Origin of the sequence: Shewanella sp. HL-SH8, assembly GCF_051165765.1 — a bacterium.
Lineage (GTDB): Bacteria > Pseudomonadota > Gammaproteobacteria > Enterobacterales > Shewanellaceae > Shewanella > Shewanella glacialimarina.
Genome location: NZ_CP195039.1, coordinates 3204936 through 3221720, shown reverse-complemented (window position 1 = coordinate 3221720; position 16785 = coordinate 3204936). Strand labels below are relative to the sequence as shown.

The window sequence follows — 16785 nt, the reverse complement described above, 5'->3', positions numbered from 1 at the left end:
CATCATGCTAGAATCGCTAGGAATTATTTTTCGATTAATATGCTTAAAAGAGAACTTCGATGTTAAAGATTTACAACAGTATGAGCCGTGAAAAACAAGAATTTAAACCGATTAACCCAGGTAAAATTGGGATGTATGTGTGTGGCGTAACGATTTATGACTTATGCCACATCGGTCATGGCCGTACCTTTGTATCTTTTGACATGATAGTGCGTTACTTACGTTACATAGGTTACGAGGTTAATTTTCAACGTAATATTACTGATGTCGATGATAAAATTATTCAGCGTGCCAATGAGAATAATGAAACTTGCGATGCGTTAACAGAGCGTTTGACCGCTGAAATGCATAAAGATTTTGATGCACTCAACATGGTGCGTCCTGATTTTGAGCCAAAAGCCACATTGCACATGCCTGAAATTATTGAAATGGTGCAGCGTTTATTAGACCGTGGTCATGCTTATGTTGCCCCGGATGGCGATGTATTATTCAGTGTTGCATCTTACAAAGATTATGGCCGTTTATCTGGGCAAAACTTAGACCAGTTGCAAGCTGGTGCTCGTGTAGAAGTGGATCAAAGTAAGCAAAATCCGATGGATTTTGTGCTATGGAAAATGTCAAAGCCGGGTGAACCAACATGGGATTCGCCATGGGGCTCAGGTCGTCCAGGTTGGCATATTGAATGTTCAGCCATGAACAGCAAGCACTTAGGGACGCATTTTGATATTCATGGCGGTGGCTCAGATTTACAATTCCCACACCATGAAAATGAAATAGCCCAGTCCTGCTGTGCCCATGACACGCCTTATGTAAACTACTGGATGCACTCAGGCATGGTGATGATAGATCGTGAAAAGATGTCTAAGTCATTAGGCAATTTTTTTACCATTCGTGATGTATTAGCGCATTACGACCCTGAAACTGTGCGTTATTTCTTGTTGTCAGGCCATTATCGTAGTCAGTTAAATTATTCTGAAGATAATTTAAAACAGGCCCGTGCCGCATTAGAACGCTTATACACCGCGCTAAAGGATTTAGACTTAACCGTTGAGGCTGCGCCAGCCACAGAGTACGTCGCTAAGTTTAAATCAGCTATGGACGATGACTTTAATACCCCTGAAGCCTACTCAGTACTATTTGATATGGTGCGTGAAATCAACCGTCTTAAGTTAACAGATATGGCCGCAGCTTCGGCATTGGGTGTTAGCCTTCAACAGTTAACCTCAGTATTAGGTATTGTCAGCCAAACTCCGGACGCTTTCTTCAAAGGTGAGGGCACTGATGATGAAGTGGCTGAAATTGAAGCCTTGATTGTTGAGCGTAACCGCGCTCGTACAGAAAAAGATTGGCCAGCAGCGGACGTTGCACGCGATCGCTTAAACGAGCTTGGCGTCGTGTTAGAAGATGGCCCAAGTGGCACTACATGGCGTAAAAAGTAATTAGATTGCTGACAAAATAAGCCTGCTAATTAAGCAGGCTTTTTTGTGGCTGCAATTTGCTCATTTTGAACAAAGGCATCTAAGCAATCTAAACCACAGCGGCTTTGATATTGCCAAAAGGTATTGATTAAACGACTTCTGGCTGAGTCTTGAACAGTGTTCTGTACTTTACTGTCAGTTAAATCATAGCGCTGATCAGCAAATTCAATTAAATAATCCTGTAAATCACTAAAGGTGAATAAGTCGATGCCTGCCTTAGGTAATTGAGCCACATAGGGGTATTCGCTGCGACATTCTGCTTGATAGTGTGCTTTATCAAATAAGAAAAATGCAATGTCACATGGGTATTGCAGGGCATCAATATAGATAGATGAATAGTCTGTTATTAACAAATCAATTTTCTCCAGAATGCCGTAAATATCATCCCAAAAAGTGACATTAATAATATTCGGATACTGGCTTAGCTCAGTCGCAAGATGCGCTTCATTTGGATGTAACCTTATCAACAAGCATTGATTCGACTGTTGTAATTGTGCTGACAAGCATTCAAAGTCGATGGCTTGAGTATAAATGTTGGCAGCGTTATCTAAATGGCTGTCGCGCCATGACGGCGCATATAGGATAACTTGCTGCGTGTTTAACGGCAGCTGAAGTTGCAACCAATCTTCACTTTTATAACGCTGATAATAGTCGGTGCGTGGATTGCCACAGGTTAAAAACTGCTCATCGTTAATTCTAAAGCTACTAGCAAACAGTTTTTTAACCGTATCGCTGGGAGCTATCATTAAGTTTGGGCGGACATATTGTTGATGATACAGGGCTTTAGCAATGAACTTTTGGCTGATATTGTGCGGATGATAAACCTGAAATAGTGGGCCATTACTGATATCAAATTCGATTTGTTTTAATGGCGAACCGTGCCATAAGTTAATTTTAACAGCGCCTTTGGCGAGGTATTGATTAACATCGCCAATATAGGTGTTATAAACATAATACTTAGCGGTTGCACTATGCCACACACCTAACAGTGACCATCTTAAATAGGCTTCATATCCCTGAGCTTGCAAACGCTTAACTATGTGTTTATCAGCGGATATCCAAATAGCGCGGATGGTTTGTTGTTGCTGCCAGTGTAAAAATAAGTATTTACTGTTATCGGCAAATTTATCTTTATAACAGCCCATCACCGCTTTGTGACCTCTTGGAGTCAAGCCTGAAAGAGTATAAATAAGCTGTGTGATAGCAAAGCGTATAAACAGTAAAATACCTTTCATGACCGTTATCCAAATTGAATGAGTGAACCGCGAATTAAACCGTTTGCGGGCTTAATATCGCGGGACGGGTGTTTGCTAAATTATTTTTGATATCAGTGGTCGATATCTGTTGAGTACGTTCTAAATATAGGACGTTACAAATATCATTCAAGTCATCAAATTTACCTGCCCAATCGTCGCCAATGGCAAATACATCAGCATTGAGGCGAATAATGTCAGTACGTTTTTGACGCCAATCCGTTTCAGCTATCACCATGTCAACGTATTTACAGGCCTCAACAATTTCAATTCTTTGCTGATAATTAAAGAAGGCTGCTTTGCCTTTTAAGGCATTAAACTCATCGGTTGAAACGCCTACAATTAATCTATCTCCTAAGCTTTTTAAGCGCTTAAACAATCTAACATGGCCAAAATGGAATAAATCGAATGTGCCGTAGGTTATAATGGTTTTCATATCTGTATCCTCAAATTTTGTCTGGTATGCATTAAGCTAATTGCCATAAACGTTTGACGTATCCGAGTTGACTTAATTGCTGAAACTCCATCTCAACTAATTCAATTTCTTCTGCGGGGGCATTTTTATCAAGTAACAGTTGTACCGGACCAAATACCCCATATTTAGCCTGTTGGTTTAAGGTTGCGCTTGCCCCGAAAAGTAATAGATTGCCTTTGGCTACATGCCACAATTGCGGTAACTTGGCTAATATTTGCGAAGTGACAGCGATTTCGTATAACTGAATTGTGCGCTGCTGGTTACTACTGGCATTGAAGCGAATAATAGGCTGTTGAGGGGAAGTTGCTTTGGCGACCAGTAAACTTATCAGCATTAAAGGTAAAGCCAGTATTAGCAAAGCAAAACCAATGAATCTATGCACTAATGACGGTTTTTTCTGTGGCTTAACGCCAGTCTGACAAGCTGTAACAAGGCTAGTATCATCGACTTTTACCCAAGTGCTATGGGCTATATCTATGATGTAATCTTGCGAAATAATTTGATTTTTTACGGTGAGATTTTTACCCACAAAAGTATTGGGCATGATGATGCTATTATTTAGCTCACTGTCTTCTATAAAACAGTTTTGGCCAATAACGATTAAGTTATTACAGTTAACTGATGGGTGGACAAAGCTATTTGCGCCAATGCAGCCATGAACCGTTTTTTCAGCAAAACTTGGGCATTGGGTTTGTTGGCCAAGGTATAAACCAGCGACTCCCATGCTGTTTACTTTACGGCCTTTAATGGCGAACTCATCGGCATGTTTGATGATATGGCTTGTCGCAGCAACAAAGTTTTCAATACTGTCTAAATGGAAGGTTTTCCCGTGTAGTACTTGATTGATGCTACGCTGCTGATTAAGGGGTAATTCGGCGATAGGCCAATTTAAACTTGCCCCATGTGAACGGCCCGCGGGTAACATTAATAACCCAGGATTTTGATTGTTCATAGTTGCTAATACAAAAGTGTGCTTTATGTTTGAAGCAAAATCGACAAACCTTTTAATACAGGGCGTTCTAACGATATCACCGCGGACAACCAGCTGAGTTTGTTGTGGGTCTAACTGCATACGTTGTAGCACTGAATTAACATCTTCTTCAGGCTTACTTAAAAAGTAATCTATGGTTAGGTTCCATTTGGCCCCTATGCCAATATGCGCTTCAATCTCACTTGCTCGGTTGGCAACCACTAACTTCGCATGGGTAATACCTGCACAAGATAAGTCTTCTAAGGTGTATTCAATTAACGCCTTATTCACTAAAGGCATTAATGCCGCGCTGTACTGACGATTCAGTGGTGCTAGCTCTGTGGCTGAACGATTAGCAAAAATAATGGCTTGCATGGTCTTCTCCTAATACGCACCACGGGCAAATAACACCGCGGGTATGGTTTTAAATAATAATTGAATGTCTTTAACCAGCGATTGTTGGTAGATATAATCAACATCCAATTCAACTTGTTTATCAAAAGGAATGTCAGATCTTCCTGATACTTGCCAAATACAAGTGATACCGGGTTTTACCATCAATCTGCGTCTATCTGACAATTGATATTGGTTCACTTCAGTAGGTAATGCAGGACGCGGGCCAACTAATGACATCTCGCCTTTTAATACGTTCCAAAGTTGTGGTAATTCATCAATTGACAGCTTGCGGATCCACTTACCAACGTAGGTGATCCGTGGGTCTAGCTTCATTTTAAACAGGACTCCACCACGCATTTCATTTTCACTTTGAAGCTTAGCTAAACGCGCTTCAGCATCACTAAACATCGAGCGAAACTTCCACATGGTAAAAGGTTGATTGTCTTGCCCAGCGCGGGTTTGGCTGAATAACACAGCGCCTTTTGATTCGAGACGAATAGCCAACGCAGTGAATAGGAATAGCGGTGAAAGTAATATCAACAGCGCACCTGAACCAAGAATATCAAGCAGCCTTTTGGCGATTTGATTCAGTTTGATTTTAAGAAAAAACCATTGGTATTTTTTGTGATTAACTTGCTGCGAATTTTTACCTAACATCGAGAAATTTTGCTCCGCTGATGAGGTTAAATTTGCATTTTGAAAGTTAACTGCTGCATTTTGCAATTCGTCTATTTTAGCCGTTGGTTCTGGTTTGCTATTGAAGATTTTTTGTTGGGCTAACTCGATAAAGACACGCATTACAAATAAAGGATTACCCACAATATAACGGCGCCACATTCTTTTTGGCTCTTGCATTAATCGCCAGGTCCATTCCATTCCCATTTGACGAACGGCAACAGGCGCTCTGCTTACGGCATCCGCATAAAAATCAAATAAGCCACCGACACCTATGGCCGCGCCAACGCTTAGCTTTGAACTGTGCTCAGCTATCCAACGCTCTTGTGTTGGTGCGCCCATAGCGACTAACAGTATTTTTGCGCCAGAGGCATTAATTTTGTTGATTACATCATCGGTTTGTTGCGCAGAGAAATAGCCATCATGGGTGCCACAAATACGTAACTGTGGAAAGCGCTGCTGCATTTTTGCCGCCGCTTTGTTGGCGATATCCGGTTTTGCACCCAGCATGAATATTCCTACACCCTGATCGGCAGCTTGTTGGCATAAAAGGGGAAACATATCCGTGCCATTCACATTATCTTTTAGGGCAATTTGATGAATTTTACAGGCCAGACGTAAACCACTTCCGTCAGCAAATACGTGTTTTTTGAGATTAAGTGTCTGTCTATATTGAATATTTTTATAGGCGATATTCATGCAGTCGGCATTTACAAATGCATAGCTGTCGCACTTAGGAGTTTTAGCACTGTTAAGGATACTGCTAATAGCATCACTCATGGTGATATTGCTGATGGTGACTTTGAATAATTGAAACTGCTTTTGAGTTGAGCAAACCACAGTTGAAGACAAGGCGTACCCCAGCAAGCAGCGCAGTGTGGCTAGCAGGTAACATACTACTGAAGTGTTCAGTTTTGGGTTAATCACATATTGATCGTAGGCTATGCCCATTCTGGCGTGCATTTGCTTAAATGACATTAACCCAGGACGAACCAAGTAGTCATTATAGGGTAATACCGCATATTGATATTGGCTTCCTACTAATCCTAGCTCGCCTTTTATGACATTCAGTAAACCTAGCAGATAAGATAGTTTTGAATGGGTAAACTGCAACAATGCAATCGGTTCACCCTGACCACTGTGAAGGTAGATAGTCTCGAATGCTTGTCCTGAGGTTACTTTAAGATGAATAGCCTTAAGCACTAATATAGGGCTGATAAATACCAGTAACATTAAGCTCAGTAGAGTCTCGATAATTCTTACTGACGCTGAAATTTGTGCAGTGTGAGTTCGCATAAGCCACCTCGATATATTGTTGAATTTCCACTAGGAAATGAGTTGTTATATATCTAGCGTTGCTTAAATCGTGCCATGTTTTAAGTTGTTGTTATTTAAGGTTTTTTATTTGATAATTAAGGCGGGGAAGAACCTGTTTGCAGTTTGCAAGGCAGCATGCAAACAGGTTTGTATCAGAGGGAATAAGGAATGTTACATGAGTGCTTTTATAAAAAGATAGATGACACACCATCACGGCTAATTTTATACTTTTGGATACTGCCGATGGCTTTTTGCCCTAAACTTTCTAGCCAATGATAGGCAAAAGCGGGTAACAACCATTGCATATATGCCGCACTGACAGTGCTAATGGTTCTGCCCATTTCATCTTTTAAGATTTTAGGCGAGGTTGTTAAGGCTTGTGTTGCTAATTTAGCGGCCATTTTGCCATCTTTCATTCTAATAGCCTGGCGTGCTAAATATCGTAGTTGATAAGCCCTAGCATCATTTTCATGACGTTTTAACAGCTTAGGAGCAAAGTAACGTGCCTTACTGATCATTTGTTCCCATGAGGCCAGCTGCTTCAATAAGTTAGCAGACAATCCGCCATGATTTAAGCGATAGTAAGTTAATGGTTGTGGTAAGCCTTCCATTTTCCACTTTGTTGTTGCCACAATGCGCAGCCAACACTCAATATCTTCAGATTGACGGAACTTTTCGTCAAAATAGCACGAGTAAAGCTCATAATGGTTCACCGCTTGAAAGCGAATATCATTGAGTGTTGCACGGCGGATCACCGGCGCCGAACCATTACCTACCGGGTTGCGACATAATAAATGCGCCGCATCAATATTGTTGAGTTGTGGCATCTGATAAAAGTCCAATAACTTGCCGTCATAGCTCATAAAACTCGAGCGCGAAAAGCTGATCCCGACTTTGGGGTTGGCATCAAGATGATCGCAATGACGTTGCAGTTTTTCTGCATGCCACATATCGTCAGAATCTAAAAATGCCACATACTTGCCAAGCGCATGCCTGATCCCCGTGTTACGTGCTGCAGCCAGCCCTTTGTTTTCCAGATGATTAATTATCTTAACTCGGCGATCATGGAATTGTTGGCAGATTTTCAAGCTGTTATCTGTTGCACAATCATTGACAATGATCAGCTCAAAATCAGTAAAGGTTTGTGCTAAGACGGATTCAATCGCTTGTTTTACAAACTTTTGCACGTTGTATACGGGCATAACAACAGTAATTTTAGGGGTCATAGTGATTCTCCTACAGAGGTAAGTTGTTGATTATTTTTAAATACTTTTTGGTAGCTATAGATACAAATGACTGGCAAGGTGACGAGGTAACTCACCATTACGGTTTGTGCCACTGTGATCAGACTGAATTGGCAAGCAATGCCGATGACTATTGCCAGACAAATGGTGAGTGATACATTAATTTTGAGGTTGGTTTGACTTAAACCATTTGCAAGTAACAATTGGCTTGCGGCTTCGCCTAGCGGTCTTACTAAGCCACTTAGACAAAGAAACAGGAAGACATTTATGGCATCGGTTGATAGCCATTTATCACCGTAAACCAATGGAACATACCAATCAGAAAGTGCGCTTTGCAGTAAAATAACAGGTACGGTTATTGCCATAATGGCGGCGATACTGCTGAGGTATTTTGCCGATAAATCATCCTCAACCGCATTACGTTGGCAAAGGTGGCTATAAAATGCGGTGCCAAAGCTTTGAATTAACCCAAGGCTTATCCCCAGGCTAATGTTGTAAGCAAAAAAGTACACCCCTAAAGCTTCCACACCCATGAAGTAGCCAATTAACAAATAATCAATATTTTGTCTTAGGGTGTTGGTTAAATCGCTTAAGCTAACGGGTATGCCAAAGTGTAAAAGTGTGATGACTTGAGCATATTGAATACCCATTACAGATTGCACTTTAGGTAAAGGATTATGGTAACGATGAATCGCAATCCACACAATAATCACCAATACTTTGGGTAAAATGATTGCCCAAATTTCAAACCCAGCTAAGGCTAGTATTGCAGTAAGCGCCGCATCAATAAGGGTTTGCCAAAGATTCGCTCGGCCGACAATACGCATTTTGTTGTTGCGTAAGTTTAAGGTTGCATATTGCATACCTATTGGCAGTAATAAAAAGCTCGTTGCCATTACCGCAATGGGTAAAATTAACGATGAGTCATGGTAATAACTGGCAATCGGGTAACTGGTTATTAGCATTAGCAAAAATGCCAATAAACACACTCCCCAGTTAACCCAATTAGCACTGCTTAAATGGCCAATAAATTGCTCGTTATCCATACGGATTAATGCTGCGGAGGTAATTCTGCGTGTTGCGGTGCAAATCAACTCAAACAGGGTGAGTACAATTGCCGCTTGGCCAAACATTTCAGGCATCAGTAATCTGGCCAGTACGATACTTGAAAGCAGACGAATAATACGTCCACTAAACTGGGCCGAACCTAACCACATCATGCTTTTGCCTAGCCCTGTAAATCCTGAGCGAATTAGCATGAGGGGTTGATCAAATATTGTTTTATGCTGGTGTTTCATATTCATCCTAGCGTTAATTTATCGCTTTATATGCTAGGAGTTACATAAATCGTGCCATGTTTTAAGCTATTGTTTTTAAATGATTTTTATTTTATTTTTTAGTTTGAATAAATGGTTTTGCAGAATGCAAAGGCAAAATGCAATGTGGGGGGATTAAGTTTGTGACAGCCAAGGTGAGCGCTGAAGTGGTGAAAGGGATCGAATGGTGAGATATTTCGATACTGATAATGTCTAACAGGGTCTTAGCGGCTTAGATTCTCGCGACTCATATTTTAATCATTGAAATTTGAATGGTTAGGGCATAATCATCTTGTTATCAAAAAGCAATTACTCAATTTACGGCCCTCACCATTGCATTTCAGTTATAAAGTCTTTGACGCTGATGATGTAGCGCATTGTTTTTAGTCTTATCTGGTTGATATTTGTCCATTAGGTTCTTCTATTGGTATGTTGTCATTGTCTGCAATTAAGGCTTTACCTAAAATAATTAAGCCGGGCCAAAACAGATAAGCTAAGATTTCGAGGTTTTCACCTAAGGTATAAAGCATTAGTAGCATTAATATCGCCATACCAACTTTAGCTAAAGGGCGGGCAAATATATTAACCATCAGCACAAAAAAGCTCACTAACATAGGCACAGCCAGTGCAACTGCACCCACTAAGCCTTTTACGAACAAAAGACCATACCAGGTATGATGTGACCCTATTGGCATATATTCCACCATGTGCGGGCCTCGCTCAACAATGCCATGCCCAAATAATACCGCCTCATTCCACCAACGCTCAACGGCAATGTCAGCTAAGGCCTGTCTTACTCTGGTGGAATCCGCCCGTGCTGATTTTACCGCGGCAATACTCATGGATATTTTGTTAAGAATCGATTCTCCGACAAACCCTGTGGCTAGAATGACAGGACACAGAATGAAATAAAGTATCGGAGAGCGGACAAATTTAAGCATAGAGAAATAGCCAAATAAGGCGAGATAACAAATTAATGCTAAGCGTGACTGCGACATTAACACCATTAACAGACTGCCTATCACTCCCCACCGTTTCCATTGAGTTGATGATTCTTGTAAAGCAAAAATGAAATATAAATTCCCAAGCATACCTAGCGCGGGAGCCCAAGGCGTGAATAGTCGCCAGCGAGGAATACCGCTACCAGGGTCTATTTCATATAAGCTTAACGAGAAAAACTCAGGACCAGGTCCACCAATAATACTTAAAGGTGAAACATAAAGGGTGCTGGGTAAACGGATAATCCAAGCCAGTAAGAATATAGGCAATAATAAAACCGTGTGTTTACACACTTGGCAGCAAGCCCGGTAAATAATTTGCGGTCTGATATTAAGGCAAGCCACCACAGGGAATATGGCCAGAAGTGCCCAGCCTTTTGCCCAACCAATAGTGGATTTAATTAATTTGGCTAAGCCTAAACCTTGCTCTAAATGGCCCACAATCAATGCCATTAACATCACCCACATACCCAATAGCCATACATAGTTGGCCAGACTAATAGTATGTGCTGGTTGGTAAGATATTTTTTTAACCAATAAGCGACAAAACAATATCCAGGCAATCACAGGGGCGACAATATATAACGCCCCCACTAGCCAAAAAAGATAGCTATACACTATTGCTTTATAGACGAGTCTTTCGTCAGCATTTTGCGGAGTAACGGTTTGCGGATCCATAAAATACTCAGTCCTATTAGTGCCATAAATGACGCGCCCAAAGCCGCTACTAGTAATAACATTGTCGCCAAATTATCAGCTTTTGATGGCAGAGAAGGTGGTGACAATAATTGCAATAATGGATATGCAGTAAAAATATCGGCCTTGCCTACATCCATTTTGGCCACTGCTGAGGTCATTACCGCTGTCGCTAATTGATGAGCGCGGTGTAAATCTTCTAATTTAGCCGCATCATCATTAGAAAGCTCTAAGCGAGTTTCCCACTGCAAAATTTGGCTATCAAGTGTATTTAGCTCTTCATTAAGGCCAGTGTTAGTCGCTTTTAACTGAATGAGCTGCTCCATTAAATCGGCACGGCCATCAATATCATCTAATAATAGCTTGTTAATCAATGTGCGATCGGCTTTACCTTTTTGATGTGCAATTAAAGTGCTAATTCTTTCTGAAAGGGCATTTTGTAACTTTGTTTCTTCGGCATTTAGGCTGGTTATTTGTGGATGATTACTGCCAAAATGTGCAGAAAGCTCGTGTAATTTACCCAATATTTCATTGTGAGATGTCAGTAATTGCTGAAAATATTTATCATTGTGCAATTTTAATAAATCGGCGGCTTCATTGGCAGTGGTGCCTAAGTGCAACATTAATGATTTTTCTTCTGCTTCAATACCTTTCAATTTTGAAATCATATTAACGCGGTTATGACGTAGACGTTCGATGGTGAGCGCTAATTCTTTAAATTGGTCAAGTGAGACTAAGCCGCGTTCAGATTGAAACGCTAAAATAGCGTCTTGGGATAGCTTCACCTTTTGGTTGTATCCCGCTAAACCCTGAATGATGCCACTTTCCCTTAAATTAACTTCATCGGCACGTAAGTCGTTTAGCAAATTTTGCAATGAACGGTAAAGCGCCCAAGCTTTATCTTGCGCTTCTTTTGCTGAGCCGCCTTTGATACTAAATTCCATTAAGCCAGTTTGACTGGGTAATTTAAGCTTTGGTTTGCCAAGCTGGCCAACGGGTATTTTTAAGCTGGTTGCCGCAGAGGTCAGTAATAAGTCAGTGTCAGATATTGCTTTATAGTTTTCACGAGGGTCAATTGCCGAGCTTAAATATGGTGAGCTTGATGAGCTGGTGGCCTGACCAATACTGTCCAAACTCACCAATGAGCCTGCTCCATTCCCCGGTAAAATCAGAGTCCATTTAGACACATAAGAAGTTGGTTTAATCGCCATCAGTAAGAAAGTAGCAGCCCAGATAATCAGTAAACTGACTAATGCGGTTTTAAGATACAATTTTTTACGGGCTTTAGGGGTGAGTTTACTGCCTTCTAATGCCGCGCGCTTAATCCAAAACAAATAAGCTAATTCACTTAAGCTATTATCTTTGGAATCATTTATTTGATAATCAGCCTCATTGGAAGTTTTTTTTGAGTTGTTCTTTACGGGCTCAGTAAAAGGCACACTGATTTTTTCATATTCAATTATGTTTTTCTCAATGACGTTATCCATGGGAAACTCCTTTATAACCAGCCAATCAGGCTTGAAGGAATAAGCACTTCGGTTACGCTGCGGGCCATTTCACGGAAGTTAGTCATGCGAGAGTCATAACAGGCAAGTCCGTCACCAGGCAGCAACACAGGGTTCATCTTATTTGACCAGGGTTGTTGAATCAGGCCATCAATAGAGCGTTCTACCACATCCACTTGATTAGATAATGGATTTTTAGTGATAAGCAAAATGTAACGTCCAGCGTTAGTTGTTTGTGCGCCACCGACACAGTTCGCGGCAATGGCGCCATTCAATAAACGTGTTCCATAAGGAAAACGTGTTGCCTCACGGTCTACTGCAGATTGACTGTTTGAGCTTGCTGGTTGAGTTAGGTTTGAAATATACACTCGAATACCGGGCGCTGTGATCGGCGATGGTCTGGCTAGCTCATCATCAAACTGATTACTGCTTGGCACATGGACTTTATCGCCACTCATTAATGTGAACTCTTTGATAGCCTCACCCGTTAATATACCGCTGAGATCAAGACTATAGATTTGATTATCACGAATAACATTGACTGCGGTTAAGTCGGCATCAGGGCGAATGCCACCAGAGGATCGCAGAGCGGCTTCAATGCTGCGTTCGGTTGCCTGATCGCCGGCATAGTTGCTACCATCATCTTTCTCTTCAATGGGAAGTTTCTTGTTGATCATGTGTTGACCAGGTTCAAATACGGCACCTGAAGTCATAATGTTAATTGGCGCCCAGCTGATTGGAACAATGCTAATGCGGATAGCATGTGGCTGCATTAAATTTTCAATAATAAGCTGGTTTTTAATTGCGCTGTTGAGTTGCGCTAAAGTGAGGTTTTTAGCCACAACAGCCCGCATGTAAGGCAAATAGATATTGCCGTCAGCATCAATCTCAACGGCTTTGCTAAAATCATCACCGTTTAAGATACTGATATCTAATTTATCGCCAACAGACAGCTTAAGTTGGGCATTTTTCCATTGAGTTGCTTGTAAACTCGGATCTAAATGACCGATCTTAAAACTGTCTTGAGTTATAACAGCGTTGTTGGCATCGTTCATGGTCAGATGTTCTGCAAGTGTAAATGCAGGATGACTAGGTTTCTGGGCACTAATTTGGCGGTCATAGGGCATAGTTTGACCAAAATAATGGCATTCTGTCAGAGTGTCAATTTGACAAATATCTTTGCTAGCAGGTGCATTCGGGGTCACACAGCCGGTTAAGCTGGTGCTGAAAATACCGATAAGTGCTGCAAGTTTTGTGTTTGTCATAATGTAGCTCCTTAGAATGAATCAATTAAGATAAATGCGAGTTAACTGGCAATATCTTCGATGATTGAGCTAAAACGTAAGTTGTCTAACGCTTGTTCCTCAGATTCATAAATGTCCATAATGTGGTGCAAACGAGTCAGTTCGATTAATGCCCTAACGCTCGATTTTGGGTTAAGTAGGACAATATTGCCTTGATAACTCATCGCCTGTTTACGAGCTGAAATTAATACTGATAAGCCACTTGAATCGATATACTCTAAGTTGCTCATGTCGATGACTAAACGGGTATGGCCTTGATTGATGTAATCTAAAATCGCGGCGCGGTATGTGGGTGTTTGTGCCATAACCATTTTTGCTGGTAGACGAACCACACTGGCATGTTTTTCTGCTTTTAATTCGAAGTTCATAATGTCACCTCATTTTTTGTTAAATTACCAAGTAAGATAATGTTGTCGTTTTACGTTTAGTTTAAGGGGAACCTAAAACGATCTATCTTGAGTACTTAAGGTTTTGCAGTAAGCGTGCCAACATTTAATCGTCTGTTTTTATTGGGTAATTAGTGTTTTTAGATCTGGATTTTGCAAATTGAATATGAAAATTAGCAATATGCAACAGATTGCATATACCTCTTTTTAGGGACTTAAAATCTTGAAATGAGCATTAATAAATAAAAATCACAAAATAGTTAAACGCTAGTGAGTACTTGGCTTTTGAGTCTTTATGACCAACAAAGACCTTGAATTAGTCTGACTTAACCATCTCTCAGACAAGCTTTTACCCGAGTGGCTAAGTTAAGCAGCTTGTTGCACCTAAATCCGGTTTGACTAGTTTTAATGGATGTTGTTACAGAACTGAGGGCGGTCAGCAATATATAGGTGAGGGGTTATTCGCCATTTATTTAACTAACAAAGCTATTCAATCTAGCTTTATTAAATGTAAATAATTAGACTCGATAGGTTTCAATTCATAAAATGGCTAGCTTAATCAAATTAGTAAAGGTAAAGGCATGTTGCTGAAATCAGTTTGCGGAATATTAGTGCTATTTGGGCTTAGTGCTTGTGCAACTTCACTTCACGACAATAATGATGGTCAGGATATCAGTATCGTGCCGCAGGTCCCAGTCGACAGTATTGACCCTATGAGGGAAAATAACGAGCGTCTTATTAAAGAGGGGCGCGAAGATGTGTGGCGAAAAGGCATGAAATAACCCTAATTTAGTATAGAAACGCTTATTAAGCATAATATTTAATGGCGTTTATTGAAGTGGTTTTTTTATTGCCGTTTAATAAAGTCTCAGTGCTGTGGTTGAGGTAACTTGGCTGCGATTTAGCTGCAGCCAAGCTGATAATTGAGACAGTTGATTTTGCTGTTATGGTCTCTTTCATTTTAATGCCTTAACAGGCTCATTCTTAAATGGCTGCCTAACACCGTAGGTTGGTTTAAAACCTGATCCATCCAGTTATACATGATCCATAATCCTCTACCGTTTTCGGTATTATTATCAGGACAATCTGTTGGCGTTGGCAGCGAGTGATAGGGTGCGGTATCTAATAAATCGACAATAATTCGGTCGGCATTACAATGCATCAATAAGATAATATTTGCAGCATCACATTCGGTATGTTGCAAGATATTGTTAACTCCCTCTAATGTGCAGGTGATCACCTTAAATCTTTGGCGGTCATTTATCGCGTTATTCAGCATAAATTGATCTAGCTCAACACAAAACTGTTGTAGCTCAATAACTTGTTCATTTAAGTTTAATTGTAAACTATTCATGTTGCGCTCCTTATGCCACGGATAATGGCGAGGGGGTTATTTGAGTTAATAAGTTATTACTCGGGTCTTTAGCGGTATTCTGTAATTGACTTGTACTCTGTGGTTGAGTAATGGTTGGACTGTGTGCGTTATTTGAAAACAGCATAATCGACATGTCATCCTGGCCATCACCTTGCTTCCAATCAGATAAGGCATGACGTATGTGGTGCATCATGGCATCACCACTGATGGTTTGTTTGAGCGTGCAAAGCGTTTTTAGCCTTTGTAGCCCAAACATTCCATGAGTCGGGTTATTCATTTCATAAATCCCGTCGGAAAAAATCATTAGCTGTTGATTAGCGCTTAACCTACCTTGCCAATTAACGTATTGGGTATTCTCATCTATCCCAATGGGTAGGCTGGATTGCATATTAATTGAGTCACAACTATTTTCACTGATTAATAGAGGCTGAGGGTGCCCAGCATTACACAGTTCATATTCACCTGTAGTGCAATTCATTTTGCCAATGATCATGGTGGCAAACTGCCCTTGATCACTGGGGTCAAAAAAGACTTGGTTAATATATTCCATCAATAGATCTGGGCTAGTATGCCAATTGGCTCTATTGGGGTTGAGCGCCTGGGCCAAGGTAAAACTTTGCATTGCAGCGCCAGCACCGTGACCTGATACATCAATCAGAAAAAAACCCATCCACTGCTCATTAATTTTGAAACATTGAAACACATCGCCCGCTAACTCGGTGGCAGCCTGAAAGTAATGATTTACCTGCCATTGCTGTTGGGTGAAACGTTTGGCGGGTAACAAAGAGTGTTGAAGTTGTGCGGCCTGCTTTAGTTCGGCTTTTTTTTCAGCTAATAACTTTATAGTTTGCTTGTGCAAGTCATTGAGCGCTTTGTGCTGAGCTTGCATTATTTTTTGAGTTTTTATTAGTCGTAATGCAGCTATGACACGAATGGTTAATACTCTGGGATCAAATGGCTTTGCTAAGTAGTCATCAGCACCTGATTGCAATGCATATACGAGATCTTCCGTTTCATTATTACCTGTCAGCAGCAGTATATAAGGCGTGTAGATTTCGGCTTTCAAACGTTTACAAAGTGCTATGCCGCTAAGATTTGGCATACGCCAATCACTTACCACTAAGTCAATTGCTTGAGTTTGACAAACCGCAAGCGCTTCTTCTCCATCTACAGCCTGATGCAATGCCATAGTACAACCATCAAGTTGTATCTTTTGCAAAATGCTGGCGATAAATAAGCGTTCACTTAGTGTATCTTCAACAAGCAAAATACTAATGTTATGGGGGGCTTCAGTTAAATTCATCTGTGACTCCAGTTTTCAGTTATGCCTGCATCATTGATTATGCAACAGCAAATAAACCACTCCGTGTTTATACCTAATTGGTATAGCAATAGCC

General features: G+C 40.8%; 14 protein-coding genes. 2 read left to right on the top strand and 12 right to left on the bottom strand.

The annotated features are described in order from the left end of the window. The first annotated feature begins 59 nt into the window (after window positions 1–59). Window positions 60–1439: a cysteine--tRNA ligase gene (cysS, locus tag ACRWQN_RS14185; RefSeq protein ID WP_434938443.1), complete on the top strand. Its 1380-nt coding sequence runs from the start codon at window positions 60–62 to the stop codon at window positions 1437–1439. 29 nt (window positions 1440–1468) lie between these two features. Here the strand turns inward: cysS and ACRWQN_RS14180 are convergent, their stop codons facing one another. The 10 genes from ACRWQN_RS14180 to ACRWQN_RS14135 all read right to left on the bottom strand — a co-directional run bounded on the left by ACRWQN_RS14180 (window position 1469) and on the right by ACRWQN_RS14135 (window position 13995). Continuing rightward, complete coding sequence (locus ACRWQN_RS14180) at window positions 1469–2713, bottom strand: CDP-glycerol glycerophosphotransferase family protein (RefSeq protein ID WP_434938441.1); 1245 nt, start codon at window positions 2711–2713, stop codon at window positions 1469–1471. A 34-nt stretch (window positions 2714–2747) separates the two neighbouring features. Continuing rightward, window positions 2748–3167, bottom strand: coding sequence for an adenylyltransferase/cytidyltransferase family protein (locus ACRWQN_RS14175; protein ID WP_226414508.1), 420 nt, complete (start codon window positions 3165–3167; stop codon window positions 2748–2750). A 31-nt stretch (window positions 3168–3198) separates the two neighbouring features. Continuing rightward, window positions 3199–4551, bottom strand: a complete 1353-nt coding sequence (locus ACRWQN_RS14170; RefSeq protein WP_434938440.1) for a sugar phosphate nucleotidyltransferase — start codon at window positions 4549–4551, stop codon at window positions 3199–3201. 9 nt (window positions 4552–4560) lie between these two features. Further along, on the bottom strand, window positions 4561–6543 hold the full coding sequence (locus ACRWQN_RS14165; RefSeq protein ID WP_434938439.1) for a WecB/TagA/CpsF family glycosyltransferase: 1983 nt from the start codon (window positions 6541–6543) through the stop codon (window positions 4561–4563). A gap of 206 nt (window positions 6544–6749) precedes the next feature. Next, window positions 6750–7790 carry a glycosyltransferase family 2 protein gene (locus ACRWQN_RS14160; RefSeq protein ID WP_434938437.1) on the bottom strand — a complete coding sequence of 347 codons (1041 nt, stop codon included), beginning with the start codon at window positions 7788–7790 and terminating at the stop codon, window positions 6750–6752. Next, a complete protein-coding gene (locus tag ACRWQN_RS14155) occupies window positions 7787–9106 on the bottom strand; it encodes an oligosaccharide flippase family protein (RefSeq protein WP_434926641.1) in 1320 nt (439 codons plus the stop codon). Before ACRWQN_RS14155 ends, ACRWQN_RS14160 begins: the two co-directional genes overlap by 4 nt. A 407-nt stretch (window positions 9107–9513) precedes the next feature. Continuing rightward, entirely contained in the window at window positions 9514–10800 is a 1287-nt protein-coding gene (locus ACRWQN_RS14150; RefSeq protein WP_434938435.1) for an O-antigen ligase domain-containing protein, read from the bottom strand. After that, on the bottom strand, window positions 10740–12305 hold the full coding sequence (locus ACRWQN_RS14145; protein ID WP_434938434.1) for an exopolysaccharide biosynthesis protein: 1566 nt from the start codon (window positions 12303–12305) through the stop codon (window positions 10740–10742). The genes ACRWQN_RS14150 and ACRWQN_RS14145 overlap by 61 nt, the downstream gene beginning before the upstream one ends. Window positions 12306–12316: 11 nt before the next feature. Next, complete coding sequence (locus ACRWQN_RS14140) at window positions 12317–13588, bottom strand: polysaccharide biosynthesis/export family protein (protein ID WP_434938432.1); 1272 nt, start codon at window positions 13586–13588, stop codon at window positions 12317–12319. A gap of 41 nt (window positions 13589–13629) precedes the next feature. Continuing rightward, window positions 13630–13995, bottom strand: coding sequence for an STAS domain-containing protein (locus ACRWQN_RS14135; RefSeq protein ID WP_434926637.1), 366 nt, complete (start codon window positions 13993–13995; stop codon window positions 13630–13632). Between the two features lie 599 nt (window positions 13996–14594). Here ACRWQN_RS14135 and ACRWQN_RS14130 point away from each other — a divergent pair. Beyond that, window positions 14595–14795 carry a hypothetical protein gene (locus tag ACRWQN_RS14130; protein ID WP_434938430.1) on the top strand — a complete coding sequence of 67 codons (201 nt, stop codon included), beginning with the start codon at window positions 14595–14597 and terminating at the stop codon, window positions 14793–14795. 179 nt (window positions 14796–14974) lie between these two features. Here ACRWQN_RS14130 and ACRWQN_RS14125 read toward each other — a convergent pair whose 3' ends face one another. Together ACRWQN_RS14125 and ACRWQN_RS14120 are read right to left on the bottom strand one after the other, a co-directional pair. Continuing rightward, window positions 14975–15367, bottom strand: a complete 393-nt coding sequence (locus ACRWQN_RS14125; protein WP_434938428.1) for an ATP-binding protein — start codon at window positions 15365–15367, stop codon at window positions 14975–14977. A gap of 10 nt (window positions 15368–15377) precedes the next feature. Continuing rightward, on the bottom strand, window positions 15378–16691 hold the full coding sequence (locus tag ACRWQN_RS14120; protein ID WP_434938426.1) for a SpoIIE family protein phosphatase: 1314 nt from the start codon (window positions 16689–16691) through the stop codon (window positions 15378–15380). Window positions 16692–16785: the final 94 nt, after the last annotated feature.

Bases quoted from the DNA above. Each gene is read 5' to 3' on its own strand.
- ACRWQN_RS14125 (WP_434938428.1), bottom strand. From the start codon at position 15,367: ATGAATAGTTTACAATTAAACTTAAATGAACAAGTTATTGAGCTACAA.
- cysS (WP_434938443.1), top strand. From the start codon at position 60: ATGTTAAAGATTTACAACAGTATGAGCCGTGAAAAACAAGAATTTAAA.
- ACRWQN_RS14180 (WP_434938441.1), bottom strand. From the start codon at position 2,713: ATGAAAGGTATTTTACTGTTTATACGCTTTGCTATCACACAGCTTATT.
- ACRWQN_RS14150 (WP_434938435.1), bottom strand. From the start codon at position 10,800: ATGGATCCGCAAACCGTTACTCCGCAAAATGCTGACGAAAGACTCGTC.
- ACRWQN_RS14130 (WP_434938430.1), top strand. From the start codon at position 14,595: ATGTTGCTGAAATCAGTTTGCGGAATATTAGTGCTATTTGGGCTTAGT.
- ACRWQN_RS14155 (WP_434926641.1), bottom strand. From the start codon at position 9,106: ATGAAACACCAGCATAAAACAATATTTGATCAACCCCTCATGCTAATT.
- ACRWQN_RS14170 (WP_434938440.1), bottom strand. From the start codon at position 4,551: ATGCAAGCCATTATTTTTGCTAATCGTTCAGCCACAGAGCTAGCACCA.
- ACRWQN_RS14160 (WP_434938437.1), bottom strand. From the start codon at position 7,790: ATGACCCCTAAAATTACTGTTGTTATGCCCGTATACAACGTGCAAAAG.
- ACRWQN_RS14175 (WP_226414508.1), bottom strand. From the start codon at position 3,167: ATGAAAACCATTATAACCTACGGCACATTCGATTTATTCCATTTTGGC.
- ACRWQN_RS14140 (WP_434938432.1), bottom strand. From the start codon at position 13,588: ATGACAAACACAAAACTTGCAGCACTTATCGGTATTTTCAGCACCAGC.
- ACRWQN_RS14165 (WP_434938439.1), bottom strand. From the start codon at position 6,543: ATGCGAACTCACACTGCACAAATTTCAGCGTCAGTAAGAATTATCGAG.
- ACRWQN_RS14120 (WP_434938426.1), bottom strand. From the start codon at position 16,691: ATGAATTTAACTGAAGCCCCCCATAACATTAGTATTTTGCTTGTTGAA.
- ACRWQN_RS14135 (WP_434926637.1), bottom strand. From the start codon at position 13,995: ATGAACTTCGAATTAAAAGCAGAAAAACATGCCAGTGTGGTTCGTCTA.
- ACRWQN_RS14145 (WP_434938434.1), bottom strand. From the start codon at position 12,305: ATGGATAACGTCATTGAGAAAAACATAATTGAATATGAAAAAATCAGT.